Below are 19,997 nucleotides of genomic sequence, written 5' to 3'. Positions count from 1 at the left end.
TGAGGTCAAGCTGATTGGAAAAAAGATGCCGAATCCGGTCCGGTAGGGATCGCCACATTCGCCCCTCTTGTCGCGCTGGCAACACTACTTCGTCAGAGTTTGACGAGGAATCGTCACCTGTTCAGGGCTGCCTGGTCAGGATCATGACGGGGCAGGTCGCGGCCTTGATGATCTTGATGGAGGTGTCCCCGAGGAAGACCCTTCTGAGCGGCCCGGTGTCGCTGGAAGCGCATATGATCATCTCGCCGGGCAGCCACGAGGTCGCCCCGAGCGCCTGCGCCACGTTGCGGCCCTCCAGCACCTCGACCTCCACGGGTGCCTGCGAGCGCCGGTGCCCGCGTGCCGCCGTGCGCAGGTCCGCCGCGGCCTGGTCGCGCAGGCGTACGAGCATCTCCTCCTCGATCCGCGCCCGCCTGCCGCTGCTGAGCACCAGCGTGACCAGGCGCAGCGGCACGCCCAGCGTGGCCGCCGTCGCGGCGGCGACCTTGACGGCCTGGTCGCATCCGGGGCCGCGCCGGTAGGCGAGCGTGATGCGGTCGAAGGCGGCGGGCGGCCCCTCGCCGAAGCCGCGCGGCGCGAGCAGGACGGGAACGGAGGAGGAGTGCAGCAGCTGGTCGGCGGTGCTGCCCAAGGCGATGCGGCCCCTGCCGCCGCCCGGCGCGGGGCCGATCACCACGACGTCGGCGCCCCGCTTGCGGGCGAGCTCCACCAGGCCGCGCCCGCTGCCGCGATGGGCGGTGACGACGTAATCGGCCTCGTCGCCGGCCAGCTCGCGGGCCTGGGCGAGCGCGGTGTCGGCCTGCTCGCGCAGGTACGCCCGCCAGGCGCTCTCCTCGGCCCGCGCGGGCCCCGGGGTGGAGACGGCGGGCGGCCGCACGTACGCGACCGACAGCCGGGCCCCCGCCTGGGAGGCGAGCAGGACGGCCAGCGTCAGCCCGTCGTGTCCCCGCGGCCCCGGCACGTATCCGGCCAGCACGTCGTCGAGCTTCATCGAAACTCCTTGAGCGTGGATGTCCCGGGCTTGAGCCCTGGGAAGGAGACGCGGCACGGTGCCGCGCTGTATCGAACCGCAGCGGGCTGGCCAGAGCCCAGCGCGTCTGCGGCGCGACCCATGACCGGGACGTCGACGCCGCGATCAACGTCCTCGCCGCCGGGCCGGCGGAGAGGTGAAACGCCTGTGGAGCCGGTGTAAGACCTCAAGGGCCCAGGCCCGGCGGGCGACCGGCGGTGAAGCAGGAAACCCGGCCCGCGAGGGTCGGAACCCCCCGGCTTCAGCCGTGGGGAGGATGTCAATCAGCGCACCTCGGCATTCAGCCGCGAATGGCCATAGCCGTACAGGAAGTAGCAGACCAGGCCGACGAGCATCCACAGCCCGAAGGCCAGCCACGTCACCCCGGCGAGACCGGCCATGACCACGACGCACAGGATCGCGCCGAGCACCGGCGTGGCGGGAAAAAGCGGCGTGCGGAAGCTGCGCGGCAGCTCGGGGCTGCGGTAGCGGAGCACGAGCACGCCGACGTTGACGATGGCGAACGCGAACAGCGTGCCGATGCTGGTCGCCTCGGCGAGCTGCCCGAGCGGCACCAGCCCGGCCAGCACGGAGATGAACGCGGCCACGATCAGCGTGTTGAGCACCGGCACCTGGCGGCGGGGGTTCACCCGCTGGAAGACACGCGGGATGAGGCCGTCGCGCGACATCGCGAACAGGATGCGGGTCTGGCCGTAGATGACGGTCAGCACGACGCTGGCGATCGCGATGACCGCGCCGAAGGAGACGATCAGCCCCGGCCAGGTGGCGCCGATCGCCAGGTCGGCGATGTACGAAAGGCTCGCCTCGGTGCTGTCGGGGTCGAAGTCCTGCCACGGCATGGCCCCGATCGCGGCCAGGGCCACCGCGACGTAGACGACGGTCACGATGAGCAGTGACAGCAGGATCGCCAGCGGCAGGTCGCGCTTGGGGTTCCTGGCCTCCTCACCGGCGGTGGAGGCGGCGTCGAAGCCGATGTAGGAGAAGAACACCTGCGAGGCCGCCGCCGTGATGCCGGCCACCCCCATGGGCGCGAACGGCGCGAGGTTGCCGGATTCGAAGGCGGTGAACGCCACCACGCAGAAGAAGGCCAGCACCGCGACCTTGACGAGCACGAAGACGGCGTTGGCCGTGGCGCTCTCGGACGCGCCGTAGAGCAGCAGCCAGGTGGCCAGCAGCACGATGACGATGGCGGTGACGTTGACCACGCCGCCGTCCTGGCCGGGGGAGCGGGTGATCGCGTCGGGCAGCGTGAAGCCGAACAGCGAGCGCAGGAACGCGTTGACGTATTCGCCCCAGCCGACCGCCACGGCCGCCACGGAAACGGCGTACTCGAGCATCAGGCACCAGCCGCAGATCCAGGCCACCAGCTCGCCCAGCGTCGCGTACGCGTAGGAGTAGGACGAGCCGGACACCGGGATCGTCCCGGCGAGCTCGGCGTACGACAGCGCCGAGAACAGCGCCGTGACCGCCGCCAGCACGAACGCCAGCACGACCGCGGGCCCCGCCTTGGGCACCGCCTGCCCGAGGATCACGAAGATCCCCGTGCCCAGCGTGGCGCCCACGCTGAACAGCGTCAGCTGCCACAGCGACATCGTGCGGCGCAGCTCGCCGCCCTCACCGTGCCCGCCCTCGGCCACGATGCGGCCGGTCGGCTTGGTACGCAAGAGCCGTCGGGCCAGTGTCACGGACACCCCCTACAGCGTGCTCGTCAGCGGCCACCTGCCGTTGGGCGTCACGATCGTTCCCGCCGTGCCGCCGAGTATGCTCTCGGCCTGGTCAAGGCGGCCGATGGCGGCCATGTCGCCGGTCGTCTCGACGAAGCGGCAGACCGCCTCCACCTTCGGCCCCATCGACCCGGCGGGGAAGTCGAGCGCGCGCAGCTCGTGCGGCGTGGTGTGGCCGATCGCGCGCTCCTGCGGCGTGCCGAAGCCGCGCATGACGTGCGGCACGTCGGTCAGGCTGAGGAAGGCGTCGCAGTCGAGCGCCTCGGCCAGCAGCGCGGTCGTCAGGTCCTTGTCGACGACCGCCTCGACGCCGGTCAGCCGGCCGCGCTCGTCGCGGACGACGGGGATGCCGCCGCCGCCCGCGCACACCACGATCACGCCCTCGCCCATCATCCGGCGGATCAGCCGGGTCTCCACGACGCGCTGCGGGGCGGGGGAGGGCACGACGCGGCGCCAGTGGGAGCCGTCCTGCTTGACGGTCCAGCCGTGCTCGGCGGCCAGCTTCTCGGCCTCCTCCCGGTCGTAGACCTGCCCGACGAACTTGGCGGGCGCCCCGAACGCCGGATCGACGGCCGAGACCAGCGTCTGCGTCACCATGGCCAGCACCTGGCGGCCGGGCAGCGCGTTCTGCAGCGCCTGCTGCATCCAGTAGCCGAGCAGGCCCTGAGTCTGCGCGCCGAGCGCGTCGAACGGGTAGGGGCCGCTCAGGCCCGGGTCGGCGGCGCTCTGCATGGCCAGCATCCCGACCTGGGGCCCGTTGCCGTGGGTGATGACCAGCTCGTGCCGTCCTGCCAGGCCCGCCAGCGTCCTGACCGCATCGCGCACGTTGGCCACCTGCGTGGCGGCGTCGGGACGCTCGCCGCGCCGCAGCACCGCGTTGCCGCCGAGCGCCACGATGACCCGCACCTCAGCAGCCTCCCAGCGTCGCGACCATGACGGCCTTGGCCGCGTGCAGCCGGTTCTCGGCCTGGTCGAAGACGATCGAGCGGGGCGATTCGAAGACGGCGCCGGTCACCTCCAGCGCGTCGAGCCCAGTGCGGTCGAAGATCTCGGCGCCGACCTTCGTCCGCCGGTCGTGGAAGGCCGGCAGGCAATGCATGAACCGCACCGCCGGGTTGCCCGTCGCCCGCACCACCGCGTCGTTCACCTGGTACGGCAGCAGCAGCTTGATCCGCTCGTCCCACACCTCGGCGGGCTCGCCCAGCGACACCCACACGTCGGTGTAGAGGAAGTCCGCGCCCCTGACGCCCTCGTTCACGTCGTCGGTGACGGTGATCCTGGCCCCGGTCGCGGCGGCCATCTCCTCGGCGGGGCCCACCGCGAGCCCGGCGTCGGGCCACAGCGCCTTGGGCGCGACGACGCGGACGTCCATGCCCGCCATCGCGCCCGTCACCAGCAGCGAGTGGCTCATGTTGTTGCGCCCGTCGCCCAGGTAGGCGAGGGCCACCTCGTTCAGCGGCCGGCCGGCGTGCTCGCTCATCGTCAGCACGTCGGCCAGCGTCTGCGTCGGGTGCCAGGAGTCGCTCAGCCCGTTCCAGACCGGCACCCCGGCCAGCGCCGCCAGCTCCTCGACGTCGGCGTGGTCGCCGCCGCGGTAGAGGATGCCGTCGTACATGCGGCCCAGCACCCGCGCGGTGTCGGCGACCGACTCCTTGTGCCCGAGCTGCGAGTCCCCCGGACCGAGGTACGTCGTGTGCGCCCCCTGCTCGCGGGCCGCCACCTCGAACGCGCAGCGCGTCCGCGTCGAGGTCTTGCCGAAGACCAGCGCGACGGCGCGGCCGGTGAGCCGCGGCCGCTCGGCGCCGGCGCGTCTGGCGGCCTTGAGTCCGGCCGCCAGCTCCGCCAGCCGGCCGAACTCGCCGGGCGTGAAGTCCAGCTCCTTGAGGAAGCTGCGGTTGCGCAGATCGTCGCCCATCGGTCGGTGTTCCCCCCTAGACGGCGTCACGTTCGAGCGGGCAGCTCATGCACCGCGGCCCCCCGCGCCCCCTGCCGAGCTCGCTGCCCCTGATCGTGATCACCTCGATGCCGTTGTCCCGCAGGTAGTTGTTGGTGGTGGCGTTGCGCTCGTAGGCCACGACCACGCCGGGCTCCAGCGCGAGCCCGTTGCAGCCGTCGTCCCACTGCTCCCGCTCGGCGGCGTAGACGTCCTGGGTGGCCGTCAGGACCGTGATGTCCGGCAGGTCGAGCGCGTGCGCGATCGCCTTGTGCATGTCCTCAGGGGGGTGGTCGGTGACCTTGAGCTCCTTGGACGTCTCCCCGGGCTCGATCGTGTACGCCGGCAGCATGCCGAGGCCCGCGTACTTGGTGAACACCCCCACGTCCAGCATCGTCATCACGGTGTCGAGATGCATGAACGCGCGCGCCTTCGGCATGTCGAGCGCCACGATGCGGCTCGCCGAGCCGGCCCTGAACAGCCGCTGCGCCAGCATCTCGACCGCCTGCGGCTGGGTGCGCTCGCTCATCCCGATCAGCACCGCGTCGCGCCCGATGACCAGCACGTCGCCGCCCTCGATGGTGGCGGGCGCGGCGGCCCTGCCCGGCATCCAGCAGTGGTAGCCGCCCTGACCCGGCCGGTTGAAGCCGTCCGCGAACGTGGGGTGGTACATGTAGACGGCCTCCATGTTGACCGTCTCCCGCATGCGGGCCTTCTTCTTCATCGCGTTGATCGACACGCCGTCGTAGATCCAGCAGGACGTGTCGCGGGTGAACAAATGGTTGGGCAGCGGCGGCAGCACGAACCCGTCGTCGGCCGTGGTGTGGAAGGTCAGCGCCTTGGGGTCGCAGCCCAGCGCGACCAGCTCCCGCTTGGTGATGCCGCCGGTCAGATACATCTGCAGGGTCGCCGAGTCCATGCCGTCGAGGGTGTTGCGCACGTCGTCGATCGCGACCGGGCCGAGCCAGCGCTCGTCCACGACGGCGTCGAGGATGTGCTTGCGCGCCTCGGGGATCTCGACGGTCTCCTGGAGCAGGTCGGAAAGCAGGTGGACGCGGATGCCGCGGCTGGTGAGCACCTGCTGGAACTCCTCGTGCTCCTCGATCGCCCGCTGCACCCACAGCACGTCGTCGAAGAGGAAGGCGTCCTTGCTCGTGGGGGTCAGCCGTTTCAGCGCCAGGTCCGGCTTGTGCAGCAGGACCTGCCGCAGCCGGCCGACCTCGCTGTCCACATGAAAGGTCATCTCTGCTCTATCCCCCTCCCGGCGGCGGTACTCACGCCCGCCGGCCCGCCGCCGCGCCCGGGTCACGTGCCCCGCGCGGGCCGCTCCGACACGGGCGCGGGCCGGGAAATTACCTGATCAGGGAGATCGCGCCGCCGGGAGGGGCCTCGTGTTGTGGCTGGTAGCCCCTGGTACTGTGTGTCCCGACCAACACCCTTTTAAGACCCGTCCCGTGAGGCGGGAAAGGTGGTGAGCTTCGCCATGTCCGCAGAACCCGATACCAGGGAGCCCGCCCAGAAGGACTCCCGGGCGGTTCTCGAAGCCCCCGACATCCACCGGGCGCTGACCCGGATCGCGCACGAGATCCTCGAACGCACCAAAGGCGGCGGCGACGTCGTCCTGCTCGGCATCCCCACCCGCGGCGCCACGCTGGCGCGCCGGCTCGGCGAGCGCATCGAGCAGTTCGAGGGGCTGAAGATCCCCGTCGGCTCGATCGACATCACGATGTACCGCGACGACCTGCGCCGCGGCCCCGTGCGCCCGCTCGGCCACACCGAGGTCCCCTCCGGCGGCATCGACGGCAAGGTCGTCGTGCTCGTGGACGACGTCCTCTACTCCGGCCGCACCGTGCGCGCCGCGCTCGACGCGCTCAACGACATCGGCCGCCCCACGGCCGTGCAGCTCGCCACGCTGGTCGACCGCGGTCACCGCGAGCTGCCCATCCGCGCCGACTACGTCGGCAAGAACCTGCCCACCGCCAAGAGCGAGAAGGTGAAGGTCTACCTGCAGGAGACCGACGGCCGCGACGCCGTCCTGCTCATGAAGGAGGGCGCCCGGTGAAGCGGCACCTCATCTCCGCCGGAGACCTGGCCAAGGACGACGCGCTGCTCATCCTCGACACCGCCGAGGAGCTGGCGAGCGTCTCGGAACGTTCCATCAAGAAGCTGCCCACGCTGCGCGGGCGCACGGTCGTCAACCTGTTCTTCGAGGACTCCACCCGCACCAGGATCTCCTTCGAGGCGGCCGCCAAGCGGCTGTCGGCCGACGTGATCAACTTCTCGGCCAAGGGCTCCAGCGTGTCCAAGGGCGAGTCGCTCAAGGACACCGCGCTCACCCTCGAGGCCATGGGCGCCGACGCGGTCGTCATCCGCCACAGCGCGTCCGGCGCGCCGCACCGCCTGGCCAACTGGGTGCACGGCAGCGTCGTCAACGCCGGCGACGGCACCCACGAGCACCCCACCCAGGCGCTGCTCGACGCCTTCTCCATGCGCCGCCGCCTCGGCAATCTCGAGGGCCGCAAGGTCACCATCGTCGGCGACGTGCTGCACAGCCGGGTCGCCCGCTCCAACGTGCTGCTGCTCGACACCCTCGGCGCCGAGGTCACCCTCGTCGCCCCGCCCACGCTGCTGCCCGTCTCGGTCGGCAGCTGGCCGTGCGAGGTCTCCTACGACCTCGACGCGGTGCTGCCCAAGTCCGACGTGGTGATGATGCTGCGGGTGCAGAAGGAGCGGATGAACGCCGCGTACTTCCCGAGCGAGCGCGAATACTCCCGCCGCTACGGCCTCGACCGCGACCGCTTCGCCAAGATGCCGGACGACGCCATCGTCATGCACCCCGGCCCGATGAACCGGGGCATGGAGATCGCCGCCGAGGTGGCCGACTCGGCGCGCTCCACGATCGTCGAACAGGTCGCCAACGGCGTGACCATCCGCATGGCCGTCCTGTACCTGCTGCTCGGGGGAGAGACCGCATGATCATTCGAAACGTCAGGATCCTGGGCGGCGAGCCCGTGGACCTCCGCATCGCCGACGGCGTGATCGCGGAGATCGGCACCGGGCTCGAAGGGGACGAGGTCGTCGACGGCGCCGGCGCCGTCGTGCTGCCCGGCCTCGTCGACCTGCACACCCACCTGCGCGAGCCGGGCCGCGAGGACGCCGAGACCGTCCAGACCGGCACCCAGTCGGCTGCCCGCGGCGGCTACACCGCCGTGCACGCCATGGCCAACACCTCGCCGGTCGCCGACACCGCCGGCGTGGTCGAGCAGGTGTGGCGGCTCGGCCGCGAGTTCGGCCACTGCGACGTGCACCCCGTCGGCGCCGTCACCGTCGGCCTGGAGGGCAGGCAGCTCGCCGAGCTGGGCGCGATGGCCGACTCCGCCGCCCGCGTGCGGGTCTTCTCCGACGACGGCCGCTGCGTGGACGACGCCGTGCTCATGCGCCGCGCCCTCGAATACGTCAAGGCGTTCGACGGCGTCGTCGCCCAGCACGCGCAAGAGCCCAGGCTGACCGCCGGCGCCCAGATGAACGAGGGCGTCGTCTCCGGCCGGCTCGGCCTGACCGGCTGGCCCGCCGTCGCGGAAGAGGCGATCATCGCCCGCGACTGCCTGCTGGCCGCCCACGTCGGCTCCCGGCTGCACGTCTGCCACGTCTCCACCGCCGGCTCCGTCGAGATCCTGCGCTGGGCCAAGTCCAAGGGCTGGAACGTCACCGCCGAGGTCACCCCCCACCACCTGCTGCTGACCGACGACCTCGTGGAGGAGTCGCCGGTCGGCGCCTACAACCCCATCTACAAGGTCAACCCGCCGCTGCGCACCCGCGCCGACGTCGAGGCGCTGCGCGCGGCGCTGGCCGACGGCACGATCGACATCGTGGCCACCGACCACGCGCCCCACCCGGTCGAGGACAAGGAGACCGAGTGGAGCGCGGCGGCCATGGGCATGGTCGGCCTGGAGACCGCGCTCAGCGTCGTGCAGGCCGCCATGGTCGACACGGGGCTGCTCGACTGGGCGGCCGTCGCCGAGCGCATGTCCGTCGTGCCCGCCCGCATCGGCCGCCTCGCCGGTCAGGGCAGGCCGCTCGCCGTGGGCGAGCCGGCCAACATCACTCTGTACGACCCGTCCGTACGCACCGAGGTCGACCCGTCCGCCTTCGCGTCCAAGAGCCGGAACACCCCCTACGAGGGGATGACGCTGCCCGGCCGGGTAGTGGCCACGTTCCTGCGCGGCAGGCCGACCGTACTCGAAGGGAAGCTGGTTTGAACACAGCGGTGCTCATCCTGGAAGACGGCCGCGTCTTCCACGGATCTCCGTACGGCGCCGAAGGCGAGACGTTCGGTGAGATGGTCTTCAACACCGGCATGACCGGCTACCAGGAGACCCTGACCGACCCGTCCTACCACCGGCAGATCGTCGCCATGACGGCGCCCCACATCGGCAACACCGGCGTCAACGACGACGACCCCGAGTCGGGCCGCGTCTGGGTGGCCGGCTACGTCGTGCGCGAGCCGTCCAGGGTCGTCTCCAGCTGGCGGGCCACCCGCTCGCTCGACGACTACCTCAAGGAGCAGGGCGTGGTCGGGATCGCGATCTCCGGCACCCGCGCGCTCACCCGCCACCTGCGCGAGCGCGGCGCCATGCGGGCCGGCATCTTCAGCGCCCCCGACGCGCCGGTCGAGGAGCTGGTCGAGCGGGTCAGGCAGTCGCCCGGCATGGAGGGCGCCGACCTGGCGCGCGAGGTCGCCACCGGCGAGACCTACGTCGTGCCGGCCTTCGGGACCAGGCGCTTCACGGTCGCGGCCGTGGACCTCGGCATCAAGGGCATGACCCCGCAGCGCATGGCCGAGCGCGGCTGCGAGGTGCACGTGCTGCCGGCCGACGCCACGTTCGAGCAGATCATGGCGGTGAAGCCCGACGGCGTGTTCTTCTCCAACGGCCCAGGCGACCCCGCCACGGCCGACGTCAGCGCGCTGCGCAAGGTGCTGGAGGCCCGGGTGCCGTTCTTCGGCATCTGCTTCGGCAACCAGCTGTTCGGGCGGGCGCTGGGGCTGCCGACGTACAAGCTGCGTTACGGCCACCGCGGCGTCAACCAGCCGGTCCAGGACGTGCGCACCGGCAAGGTGGAGATCTCCGCCCACAACCACGGGTTCGCGGTCGAGGCGCCGCTCGACGGGCCGTTCGAGACCCCGTTCGGGCCGGCCGAGGTGACCCACGTCAACCTCAACGACCGCTGCGTGGAGGGGCTGCGCCTCATCGACGGGCGCGCCTTCAGCGTCCAATACCACCCAGAGGCCGCCGCGGGCCCGCACGACGCTGCCTATCTTTTCGACGAATTCTGCGAGGTCATGAGCCGTGCCCAAGCGTGAGGACATCAGGTCGGTCCTGGTGATCGGCTCTGGGCCGATCGTGATCGGCCAGGCGTGCGAGTTCGACTACTCAGGCACCCAGGCGTGCCGGGTGCTGCGGGCCGAGGGGTTCCGCGTCATCCTGGTCAACAGCAACCCCGCGACGATCATGACGGACCCGGAGTTCGCCGACGCCACGTACGTCGAGCCGATCACCCCCGAGTTCGTCGAGAAGATCATCGCCAAGGAGCGGCCCGACGCGCTGCTGCCCACGCTGGGCGGCCAGACCGCGCTCAACACGGCCGTCGCGCTGCACGAGTCGGGCGTGCTGGAGAAGTACGAGGTCGAGCTGATCGGCGCCGACTTCGACGCCATCCAGGCCGGCGAGAACCGCGAGCGGTTCAAGGAGATCGTCGCCAAGGTCGCCCGCGAGCACGGCCTCAACGCCGAGTCGGCCAGGTCGGCCATCTGCCACACCATGGACGAGTGCCTGGCCGCGGCCGCCGAGCTGGGCTACCCGGTCGTCGTGCGGCCCTCGTTCACGATGGGCGGCGCCGGCTCCGGCTTCGCCTACGACGCGGACGGCCTGCGGCGCATCGCCGGCGCCGGGCTCGACGCGTCCCCGACCACCGAGGTGCTCCTGGAGGAGTCGATCCTCGGCTGGAAGGAGTACGAGCTGGAGGTCATGCGCGACAAGGCCGACAACGTCGTCATCGTCTGCTCCATCGAGAACATCGACCCGATGGGCGTCCACACCGGCGACAGCGTCACCGTCGCGCCCGCGCTGACCCTGACCGACCGCGAATACCAGAACATGCGCGACGTCGCCATCGCGGTCATCCGCGAGGTCGGCGTCGACACCGGCGGCTGCAACATCCAGTTCGCGGTCGATCCGCGGACCGGGCGCATGATCGTCATCGAGATGAACCCGCGGGTGTCGCGCTCGTCGGCGCTGGCCTCCAAGGCCACCGGCTTCCCGATCGCCAAGATCGCCGCGAAGCTGGCCATCGGCTACACGCTCGACGAGATCCCCAACGACATCACCAAGGAGACCCCGGCCTCCTTCGAGCCGACGCTCGACTACATCGTGGTGAAGGTGCCGCGCTTCGCGTTCGAGAAGTTCCGCGGCGCCGACCCGACGCTCACCACGCACATGAAGTCGGTCGGCGAGGCCATGGCCATCGGCCGCTCCTTCCCCGAGGCGCTGCAGAAGGCGCTGCGCTCGCTGGAGAAGAAGGACTCCTCCTTCACCTGGGCCGGCGACGTGGCGGCCAAGGACGAGCTGCTGGCCGCCTGCCGCACGCCCCACGACGGCCGCCTGCGCACGATGCAGCAGGCCATCAGGGCCGGCGCCACGCCCGATGAGCTGTACGAGGCCACCAGCGTCGACCCCTGGTTCATCGACCAGCTCTTCCTGCTGCACGAGGAGTCAGAGGCCGTCGCCCAGGCGCCCGAGCTGACCGCCGAGGTGCTCGAGCGGGCCAAGCGCCACGGGTTCAGCGACGTGCAGATCGGCGAGATCCGCGGCATCGACGAGGCGCGGGTCCGCGACCTGCGCCACGCGCTCGGGCTGCGGCCGGTCTACAACACCGTCGACACCTGCGCCGCCGAGTTCGCCGCCAAGACGCCCTACCTCTACTCGACCTACGACGAGGAGAGCGAGGTCCCCTACGGCGAGCGCCGCAAGGTGATCATCCTCGGGTCCGGGCCCAACCGCATCGGCCAGGGCATCGAGTTCGACTACGCGTGCGTGCACGCCTCCTTCGAGCTGTCCAAGGCCGGGTTCGAGACCGTCATGGTCAACTGCAACCCCGAGACCGTCTCGACCGACTACGACACCTCCGACCGGCTCTACTTCGAGCCGCTCACCCTGGAGGACGTCCTGGAGGTCGTCCACGCCGAGCAGCAGACCGGCCCGGTCGCGGGCGTCATCGTGCAGCTCGGCGGGCAGACGCCGCTCGGCCTGGCCCAGGCGCTCAAGGACGCCGGCGTGCCTGTCGTCGGCACCTCGCCCGAGTCGATCCACCTCGCCGAGGAGCGCGGCGCGTTCGGGCGGGTGCTGGCCGAGGCCGGGCTGCCCGCGCCGAAGCACGGCACCGCGCTGACCGTCGCCGAGGCGCGCGAGATCGCCGGCGAGATCGGCTACCCCGTGCTCGTGCGGCCCTCCTACGTGCTCGGCGGAGCCGGCATGGCCATCGTCTACGACGAGGAGACGCTCACCGGCTACATGGCGGCCCAGGAGCAGCCCGAGGGCGCCGGCCACCCGGTGCTCATCGACAAGTTCCTGGACGAGGCCATCGAGATCGACGTGGACGCGCTCTACGACGGCGAGGAGCTGTTCCTCGGCGGCGTCATGGAGCACATCGAGGAGGCCGGCATCCACTCCGGCGACTCGGCGTGCGCGCTGCCGCCCATCACGCTGGGCAGCGCCGACATCACCGCCATCAGGGAGGCCACCAGGGCCATCGCCCAGGGGGTCGGCGTGCGTGGGCTGCTCAACGTCCAGTACGCCATGTCCGCCGGCGTCCTGTACGTCCTGGAGGCCAACCCGCGCGCCAGCCGTACGGTGCCGTTCGTGTCCAAGGCCACCGCCACGCCGCTGGCCAAGGCGGCGGCCCGGGTGATGCTCGGCGCGTCGATCGCCGGGCTGCGCGCCGAGGGCATGCTGCCCGCCACGGGCGACGGCGGCACGCTGCCGCTCGACTCCTCGATCGCGGTCAAGGAGGCGGTGCTGCCGTTCAACCGGTTCAGGGGCGTGGACATCGTCCTCGGGCCCGAGATGCGCTCGACCGGCGAGGTCATGGGCATCGACGAGTTCTTCGGCATCGCCTTCGCCAAGTCGCAGGCCGGGGCCTACGGTGAGCTTCCGACCAAGGGACGCGCGTTCGTATCCGTGGCCAACAGGGACAAGCGTGCGATGATCTTCCCTGTGAAGGCGCTGGCGGATCTCGGATTCGAGATCCTCGCCACCGAGGGGACCGCCGAGGTGCTGCGCCGCAACGGCGTCCATGCCAAGATCGTGCGGAAGCACAGCGAGGGAGCGGGTCCCGGAGGTGAGCCCACGAGTGTGCAGGCCATTCTCGACGGCGAGGTCGATCTGATCGTCAACACGCCCTTCGGCAGCCCGGGGCAGTCGGGGCCGCGGCTCGACGGCTATGAGATCCGCACGGCCGCCGTGCTGCGCGGCATCCCGTGCATCACCACGGTGTCAGGGCTGGCCGCCGCGGCGGCGGGCATCCAGGCGATCGTACGCGGCGATGTGGGCGTACGGTCCCTGCAGGAGCACGCGCAGGCAATCAGGGGCTGACCCCGCCACGGGAGGTGAAGACGACTGGCCGGTACACCGGTGCAGGTGACGGGCACGGTGCTGACGACGCGCCGGGTCGACGCCTACCATGCGCTGACGGTGGTGGCGCCCGGCATCGCCGAGCGTTACCGCCCCGGCCACTTCGTCTCCGTGGCGGTCGGCGGGGCGTACACCTCGATGGTGACGCGCCGCGCGCTGTCCATCCACGACGTGAAGTCCGACTACGGCGGCACGGTCGAGCTGGTCTTCACCACGCGCGGTCCCGGCACGGCCTGGCTCGCGGAGCGGCGCGCCCGTGACACGCTCGACCTGGTCGGGCCGCTCGGGCGGCCGTTCCCCCTGCCCCGCGACCCGGTCCACTGCGTGCTGGTCGGCGCCGAATACGGCTCGGCCGTGCTGTTCCCGCTGGCCGACGCGCTGCTGGCGCGCGGCTGCCGGGTCGACTTCGTGCTGGGGGGAGCGGGGGCCGAGCGGGTGTTCGGGGCGATGCGGGCCCGCAGGATGGCCGAGACGACCACGCTGACGACCGAGGACGGCTCGCTCGGGCTGCGCGGCAAGGTCACCGACGCGCTGCCGTCGGTGATCGCCGACACGCGGGCCGACGTCGTCTACGCCTGCGCGCCCATGGAGACGCTGCGGGCGGTGACGGCGGTGGCGATGGAGTTCGACATCCCGGTGCAGGTGGCCGTCGAGGAGGCGATGGCCTGCGGCATCGGGGTGTGCATGACGTGCGTGCTGCCCGTCATCGGCGACGACGGCTCGACCAGGATGGTCAGGGCGTGCGCCGAGGGGCCGGTGTTCCGGGGGGAGCGGGTGCGCTTCGAGGACGTGGGAACGATCCCGTTCGACGCGCTGGGCGCCCCCGGGGGCGGTGCACGACATGTCAGTTGATATGCGGACTTTTCTGGCGCACGTGGAGCTGGCGAACCCCATCACCACGGCCGCCGGCTGCGCCTCCTCCGGGCGCGAGCTGGCGCAGTTCTTCGACCTGCACCGGCTCGGCGCCCTGACCACCCGCTCCATCACCATGGCGCCCCGCGCGGGCCGTCCCACGCCGCGCATGGCCGAGACGCCCTCCGGCATGCTCAACGCCGTCGGGCTGCAGGGCCCCGGCATCGACGCGTTCCTCGAACGCGAGCTGCCCTGGCTGGCCCAGCGCGGCATCAAGACCATCGTCTCCATCGGCGGCGGCACCGTCGCCGAATACTCCGAGCTGGCCCGCAGGCTCGCCGACGCGCCCGGCGTGACCGCGCTGGAGGTCAACCTCTCCTGCCCCAACATGGAGGACCGCGGGCGCGTCTTCGCCCGCGAGGGCAGCGCCGCCGCCGAGGTCATCGCCTCCGTACGCTCGATCATGCGCTACGACGTGCCCGTCGTCGCCAAGCTCGCCCCCGACGTGGCCGACATCGTCTCCGTCGCCCGCGCCTGCGTGGACGCAGGGGCCGACGCGCTGTCCATGATCAACAACCCGCTGGGCATGGCCATCGACACCGAGGCCCTGCGTCCCTCGCTCGCCGCCGTCACCGGCGGGCTGTCCGGTCCGGCCATCCTGCCGCTGGCCGTACGGTGCGTCTGGCAGGTCCACGCGGCGCTGCCCGGCGTGCCGCTGATCGGCATCGGCGGCGTGATGACCGGCAGGGACGCCTTCCAGCTGGTCCTGGCGGGCGCCTGCGTCGTCGGAGTGGGCACGGCGCTCTTCCACGACCCCTACGCCTGCCTGCGCATCGAACGCGAGCTTGAGGACCTCCTGAGAGCTCGCGGCTTCCAGCGGCTGGCCGACGCCGTCGGCCTGGCCCACCGCCCGCCGGGGAGCGCACCCCGGCACCTGTTGGTAGACACCGAGGAGAGCACGCCTTGACTCCCGAGCGCCTGGAGAGCACGTCTTGACGCCCTTGACCCCCGCACCCATCGCCGTCGCTCTCGACGCATCCGACCTGGAGACCGCCGCGCGGTGGGCCGCCCTGGTCACCCCCCACGTCAGCACCGTCAAGGTCGGCCTCGAGCTCTACATGCGCTACGGGCCCGACGTCATCGCCTCCGTGCGCGGCGCCAGCGGCGTACGCGTCTTCCTCGACCTCAAGCTGCACGACATCCCCAACACCGTCGCCGGTGCCGCCAAGGCCGTGGCGCGGCTGCGGCCCTCCATCCTCACCGTGCACGCCGCCGGCGGGCCCGCGATGATCAGGGCGGCCGTCGAGTCCGCGCCGCACACCCAGATCGCCGCCGTCACCGTGCTCACCTCGCTGACCGAGGCCGATCTCGAGCGCATCGGGATCGCCGGTCCGGCCGACGACGCCGTACGCCGGTTGGCAGCGCTGTCGGTCGAGGCGGGCGCCACCGCGCTGGTGTGCTCGCCCAACGAGGTCGCGAGCGTACGCGCCGAGGTCGGCGACGGCATCACGCTCATCACGCCCGGCGTGCGGCCCACGGGCGCCGACACCCAGGACCAGAAGCGCGTGGCCACCCCGGAGCAGGCGCTCGCCGACGGCGCGGACCTGCTCGTGATCGGCCGGCCCATCACGGGCTCGCCCGACCCGGGAGCGGCGGCCGCCGCGATCGCCGCCTCGCTGCGCCGCGCGTCCTGACGCGCGTCGTCAGGCCGGGCAACGCTCCGACGACGCGGCGTCGCCGCACAGGGCAGGGTGACGGACTGTGAGCACAGTGCGCCGAGGGCGCGGGAGTGTCCCGCTCACAAGATCATAAGGCATCCGTTGCGAGCCGCGTGCAAGATCGCCGGAATGGTTTCGGCCCAGGTGTGGCAGGGGTTTCGGACATCGGAGGGTGGCTCGGGATCGATCACCGTTGCGTTTCGCGACACCGGCGCGGGCCGACGCGTGTAGGCGGATGTGAGGGCGATTTGATCAGCGCAAGGTGATTTTACAATCACGGAGAGTGATGAAGTGGATTTTGTCGCGAGAGAAACCGCTCTTGACGTTGCTTAGGGGGCGATGACCAGCTAGTTTCCCATCCCGTCCGAGTACATCGACAGAAATTCGAGGTGACCCGGCGTGGCTCTTCCTCCCCTGACCCCTGAGCAGCGCGCCGCAGCCCTGGAGAAGGCTGCCAAGGCCCGTAAAGAGCGTGCCGAGGTCAAGAACCGGCTCAAGCATGGCGCGGTTTCTCTGGCTGAGGTGCTCAAGGATGGGCAGACCGACGACGTCATCGGCAAGATGAAGGTCTCGGCTTTGTTGGAATCGCTCCCCGGCGTGGGCAAGGTCCGCGCCAAGCAGCTCATGGAGCGGCTTGCCATCGCCGAGTCCCGCCGCGTGCGGGGCCTCGGCGCGAACCAGAGGGCCTCCCTCGAGCGCGAGTTCGGTGGCAACGAGAGCTAATCTCTGTTCCACACGGAAACGCGGGTTCAACGGGGGGTAGGAAGTGACCGAGAGGTCCTGGTCCGGCGATGTCAGTGCCCACGAGGCGGTCGGGCCAGGAGCGGAGGTCGGTTTCCTGCCCTTGAGCGAGCGGCGGCTGACGGTCCTTTCAGGGCCGTCGGGCGTCGGCAAGTCCACGGTAGTCGCCGAGCTCCGGCGGGCACACCCCGAGGTGTGGCTGTCGGTCTCGGTGACCACCAGGAGGCCCCGGCCCGGCGAAGTGCACGGGGTCCACTACTTCTTCGTCGACGGCGCCGAGTTCGACCGGCTGGTCGAGGCGGGCGAGCTGCTGGAGTGGGCGGAGTTCGCCGGCAACAGCTACGGCACCCCGCGCGAGCCGGTGCTGAAGAAGCTCGCCGAGGGCGTGCCCACCCTGCTCGAGATCGACCTTGAAGGCGCCAGGCAGGTGCGCAGGAGCATGCCGGAGGCGCTGCTGATCTTCCTGGCCCCGCCCTCGTGGGAGGAGCTGGAGAAGCGGCTGCGCGGGCGCGGCACCGAGCCAGAAGAGGTCATCGCCCGCCGGCTGGAGGCCGGGCGCATCGAGATGGCCGCCGAGGACGAGTTCGACGTCACGCTCGTCAACACGAACGTCCAAGACGTGTGCCATCGGCTGATAGCCTTGATGACTGACCCTCAGGGGGTCACGACAACCACCAACCGAGAGGTCTGACAATCGTGGCAGGCACCACCCCGGCCGCGGAGGGCATCACCAACCCGCCGATCGACGCGCTGCTCGACATCGTCGACAGCAAATACTCCCTGGTGATCATGGGCGCCAAGCGCGCTCGCCAGATCAACGCCTACTACTCCCAGCTCGGCGAGGGCCTGCTGGAATACGTGGGTCCCCTGGTCGAGACGCACGCCCAGGAAAAGCCGCTGTCCATCGCGCTGCGTGAGGTCTCCGAGGGCCTGCTCAACGCCGAGCCCATCGAAGGCGCGGTCTGACCCCTTCGATGAAGGTCGTCCTGGGCGTCAGCGGCGGCATCGCCGCTTACAAGGCGTGTGAGCTGCTGCGCCTGTTCACCGAGTCGGGGCACGAGGTGCGGGTCGTGCCGACCCGCGAGGCGCTGAAGTTCGTGGGCGCGCCCACCTGGGCCGCCCTGTCGGGCAACCCGGTCTCTGCCGAGGTGTGGGACGACGTCCACGAGGTGCCCCACGTACGCATCGGCAAGGGCGCCGACCTCGTCGTGGTCGCGCCCGCCACCGCCGACGTGCTCGCCAAGGCCGCCCACGGGCTGGCCGGCGACCTCCTCACCAACACGCTGCTGACGGCCACCTGCCCGGTCGTGTTCGCGCCCGCGATGCACACCGAGATGTGGCAGCACCCCGCCACCCGCGCCAACGTCGCCACCTTGCGCTCACGGGGCGCCGTCGTGATCGACCCTGCCTCCGGGCGGCTCACCGGTGCCGACACCGGTCCCGGACGGCTGCCCGATCCCGACGAAATCTTCCAGGTCTGCCTGCGGGTCGCCAGGGGGCGGCCGCGCGACCTCGCAGGGCGCAAGGTCGTCGTCTCCGCCGGCGGCACCCGCGAGGCCATCGACCCGGTCCGCTACATCGGCAACCGCTCGTCGGGGCTGCAGGGCTACGCGCTGGCCCGCACCGCCGTCGCTCGGGGGGCCGAGGTGACGCTCGTGGCGGCCAACGTCTCGCTGCCCGACCCCGCAGGGGCCGCCGTCGTACGCGTGGAGTCGGCGGCCGAGCTGCGCGACGCGGTGCTTTCCGCGTCCGCCGACGCCGACGTGGTCGTGATGGCCGCCGCGGTCGCCGACTTCCGGCCCGCCGCGCGCCACGACACCAAGATCAAGAAAACGGACGGCGAACCCGAGGCCATCCACCTCGTCAAGAACCCCGACATCCTCGCGGAGCTGGGCGACCGCCGCCGCCAGAGCAGATCAGGCCCGCCCACCGCGACCGGGACGCCCGCCGCGACCGGGACGCCTGCTGGGGGCGGCTCGTCTGCCGCGTCCGGGACGCCCGCTGGGGGTGGCTCGTCTGCCGCGTCCGGGACGCCTGCCGAGGGTGGCTCGTCTGCCGCGTCCGGGACGCCTGCTGAGTGCGGCTCGTCTGTCGCGTCCGAGGCGTCCGGTGGGGGTGCGGTGCGTGAAGCGGTGCGGCCCTCGGATGGCGCGCCCTCCGAGCTGGCTGAGCTGGTCAGGGGCGACACGCCCGGGATCGGCGCGGGGCAGGAAAAAGCGGCCGGTCACCGTGCCGGGCCCCAGGTGATCGTCGGATTCGCCGCCGAGACCCACGACGTGCTCGCCAACGGGCAGGCCAAACTGGCCCGCAAGGGCTGCGATCTGCTGGTCGTCAACCAGGTCGGCGAGGGGCTGGCCTTCGGCACGGCCGACAACGCGGCCACGGTGCTGGTGGCCGGCGGAGAGCCGGTCGAAGTGCCGTTCGGCCCCAAGGAAGACCTCGCCGACACCGTCTGGGACCTGGTCGCCACCCGCCTCTCCTGACCCGTGCGGGCCGGCGGTCGCCCCTGGCCTCTCCCGCCCTACGGGTCGGCGGTCGACCCGGCCCCTCCTGAACCCACCGGCCCTCGCCCTTCCGGGGCCGGTGATCGCCCTCTTGCCTGTGCTGCACCGCCTGCGGCCGCTGGGCTGGATGTGGGCGTGGCACGCTCTCGCAGACCTGACCTGACCTGACCTGACCTGACCGGGCCGCCACCCGCCCTCGGCCTCCTGGGTCTGGTGAGGATCGAGGGGCGGTGGAGACCGCTGGGGTAATGGGATGCGAGGGTTATAGGGCGTACAAAGTGTGCAGATCCCACTACTCGATCACCTGTTGCAACACCCCCGCACGCCTGCGGATACTTGGGGCAAAGGGGGATGGAATGCCGGTGGGTTCCGCTGTTAGAGATCGTTGTAGGACGCTGCTGGGTGACCAAGGGGAGATTCATTACCTCTTCCCCGCCTTCTCCTCGGGGCCGGCGGGGACGGGGAACTTTCTGATCGTGGTCACGCGTGCGGCCATCTCCGTGCTGGCGACGAGGACGCTGAGGACCGACCGTCCCGTGTCGGTGTTCGCGGAGTTTCCGCGGCACACGAGGCTCGGCCCCATCCTGCCGGGCAACGCTCTCGAGCTCGGCTCGATGGTGTTCGAGTTTGATGAGGAGTACGCGGCGGTGATCGCGGCTGCGGACGCGGAGATCTTCGCGCCGGAGACGCTGCCGCCCGACCCTTTACCCGAACTGTGATGGGAGACAGATCATGGACGGTTTCGCCGCAGGGCACCAGGTAGGGCTAGACTTCGGCGAGGCCCGGCCATGCCCATTGGTCCCGGGCC

The 19,997-nt window shown here is 71.2% G+C and carries 18 protein-coding genes; 13 read left to right on the top strand and 5 right to left on the bottom strand.

What is annotated here, in order from left to right:
- Positions 1-121 precede the first annotated feature (121 nt).
- The 5 genes from ACFFR3_RS14970 to ACFFR3_RS14950 all read right to left on the bottom strand — a co-directional run bounded on the left by ACFFR3_RS14970 (position 122) and on the right by ACFFR3_RS14950 (position 5,930).
- Positions 122-991 carry a universal stress protein gene (locus ACFFR3_RS14970; protein WP_345401213.1) on the bottom strand — a complete coding sequence of 290 codons (870 nt, stop codon included), beginning with the start codon at positions 989-991 and terminating at the stop codon, positions 122-124.
- Between the two features lie 302 nt (positions 992-1,293).
- Positions 1,294-2,715: an amino acid permease gene (locus ACFFR3_RS14965; RefSeq protein WP_379483294.1), complete on the bottom strand. Its 1,422-nt coding sequence runs from the start codon at positions 2,713-2,715 to the stop codon at positions 1,294-1,296.
- 9 nt (positions 2,716-2,724) lie between these two features.
- Positions 2,725-3,660, bottom strand: a complete 936-nt coding sequence (gene arcC, locus ACFFR3_RS14960; RefSeq protein WP_345401216.1) for a carbamate kinase — start codon at positions 3,658-3,660, stop codon at positions 2,725-2,727.
- Position 3,661: 1 nt separating this feature from the next.
- Complete coding sequence (gene argF, locus ACFFR3_RS14955) at positions 3,662-4,669, bottom strand: ornithine carbamoyltransferase (protein ID WP_345401219.1); 1,008 nt, start codon at positions 4,667-4,669, stop codon at positions 3,662-3,664.
- Positions 4,670-4,685: 16 nt separating this feature from the next.
- A complete protein-coding gene (locus ACFFR3_RS14950) occupies positions 4,686-5,930 on the bottom strand; it encodes an arginine deiminase (protein WP_379483293.1) in 1,245 nt (414 codons plus the stop codon).
- Between the two features lie 240 nt (positions 5,931-6,170).
- On the opposite strand from ACFFR3_RS14950, the gene pyrR reads away from it, so the two are divergent.
- The 13 genes from pyrR (at position 6,171) to ACFFR3_RS14885 (ending at position 19,908) form a co-directional block, all read left to right on the top strand.
- Positions 6,171-6,749 (top strand): bifunctional pyr operon transcriptional regulator/uracil phosphoribosyltransferase PyrR, encoded by a 579-nt coding sequence (gene pyrR, locus ACFFR3_RS14945; protein WP_364365911.1) that lies wholly within the window; start codon positions 6,171-6,173, stop codon positions 6,747-6,749.
- Positions 6,746-7,663, top strand: coding sequence for an aspartate carbamoyltransferase catalytic subunit (locus tag ACFFR3_RS14940; protein ID WP_364365914.1), 918 nt, complete (start codon positions 6,746-6,748; stop codon positions 7,661-7,663). The genes pyrR and ACFFR3_RS14940 overlap by 4 nt, the downstream gene beginning before the upstream one ends.
- Complete coding sequence (locus ACFFR3_RS14935) at positions 7,660-8,946, top strand: dihydroorotase (protein WP_345409683.1); 1,287 nt, start codon at positions 7,660-7,662, stop codon at positions 8,944-8,946. Before ACFFR3_RS14940 ends, ACFFR3_RS14935 begins: the two co-directional genes overlap by 4 nt.
- Positions 8,943-10,049, top strand: a complete 1,107-nt coding sequence (carA, locus tag ACFFR3_RS14930) for a glutamine-hydrolyzing carbamoyl-phosphate synthase small subunit (protein WP_379483292.1) — start codon at positions 8,943-8,945, stop codon at positions 10,047-10,049. The genes ACFFR3_RS14935 and carA overlap by 4 nt, the downstream gene beginning before the upstream one ends.
- Complete coding sequence (gene carB / locus ACFFR3_RS14925; protein WP_345401222.1) at positions 10,036-13,335, top strand: carbamoyl-phosphate synthase large subunit; 3,300 nt, start codon at positions 10,036-10,038, stop codon at positions 13,333-13,335. Before carA ends, carB begins: the two co-directional genes overlap by 14 nt.
- 39 nt (positions 13,336-13,374) lie before the next feature.
- Complete coding sequence (locus tag ACFFR3_RS14920) at positions 13,375-14,226, top strand: dihydroorotate dehydrogenase electron transfer subunit (protein ID WP_364365924.1); 852 nt, start codon at positions 13,375-13,377, stop codon at positions 14,224-14,226.
- Positions 14,216-15,193 (top strand): dihydroorotate dehydrogenase, encoded by a 978-nt coding sequence (locus ACFFR3_RS14915; RefSeq protein ID WP_355420560.1) that lies wholly within the window; start codon positions 14,216-14,218, stop codon positions 15,191-15,193. Before ACFFR3_RS14920 ends, ACFFR3_RS14915 begins: the two co-directional genes overlap by 11 nt.
- Before the next feature lie 34 nt (positions 15,194-15,227).
- On the top strand, positions 15,228-15,920 hold the full coding sequence (gene pyrF, locus ACFFR3_RS14910; protein ID WP_379483386.1) for an orotidine-5'-phosphate decarboxylase: 693 nt from the start codon (positions 15,228-15,230) through the stop codon (positions 15,918-15,920).
- A 423-nt stretch (positions 15,921-16,343) separates the two neighbouring features.
- A complete protein-coding gene (mihF, locus tag ACFFR3_RS14905) occupies positions 16,344-16,667 on the top strand; it encodes an integration host factor, actinobacterial type (RefSeq protein WP_020541698.1) in 324 nt (107 codons plus the stop codon).
- Positions 16,668-16,782: 115 nt separating this feature from the next.
- Entirely contained in the window at positions 16,783-17,376 is a 594-nt protein-coding gene (gene gmk, locus ACFFR3_RS14900; protein WP_364366960.1) for a guanylate kinase, read from the top strand.
- A 5-nt stretch (positions 17,377-17,381) separates the two neighbouring features.
- The gene (gene rpoZ / locus ACFFR3_RS14895) at positions 17,382-17,651 is read left to right on the top strand and encodes a DNA-directed RNA polymerase subunit omega (RefSeq protein ID WP_043638590.1); all 270 of its coding nucleotides are present in this window, start codon (positions 17,382-17,384) and stop codon (positions 17,649-17,651) included.
- An 8-nt stretch (positions 17,652-17,659) separates the two neighbouring features.
- Positions 17,660-19,168: a bifunctional phosphopantothenoylcysteine decarboxylase/phosphopantothenate--cysteine ligase CoaBC gene (gene coaBC / locus ACFFR3_RS14890; RefSeq protein ID WP_379483291.1), complete on the top strand. Its 1,509-nt coding sequence runs from the start codon at positions 17,660-17,662 to the stop codon at positions 19,166-19,168.
- Between the two features lie 377 nt (positions 19,169-19,545).
- Positions 19,546-19,908 carry a hypothetical protein gene (locus tag ACFFR3_RS14885; protein ID WP_364365931.1) on the top strand — a complete coding sequence of 121 codons (363 nt, stop codon included), beginning with the start codon at positions 19,546-19,548 and terminating at the stop codon, positions 19,906-19,908.
- Positions 19,909-19,997: the final 89 nt, after the last annotated feature.

The organism is Nonomuraea salmonea (assembly GCF_042428605.1).
Classification (GTDB): Bacteria; Actinomycetota; Actinomycetes; order Streptosporangiales; family Streptosporangiaceae; genus Nonomuraea; species Nonomuraea salmonea.
The sequence above is the reverse complement of the archived record's forward strand: the minus strand, read 5'-3'. Positions and strand labels throughout refer to the sequence as shown.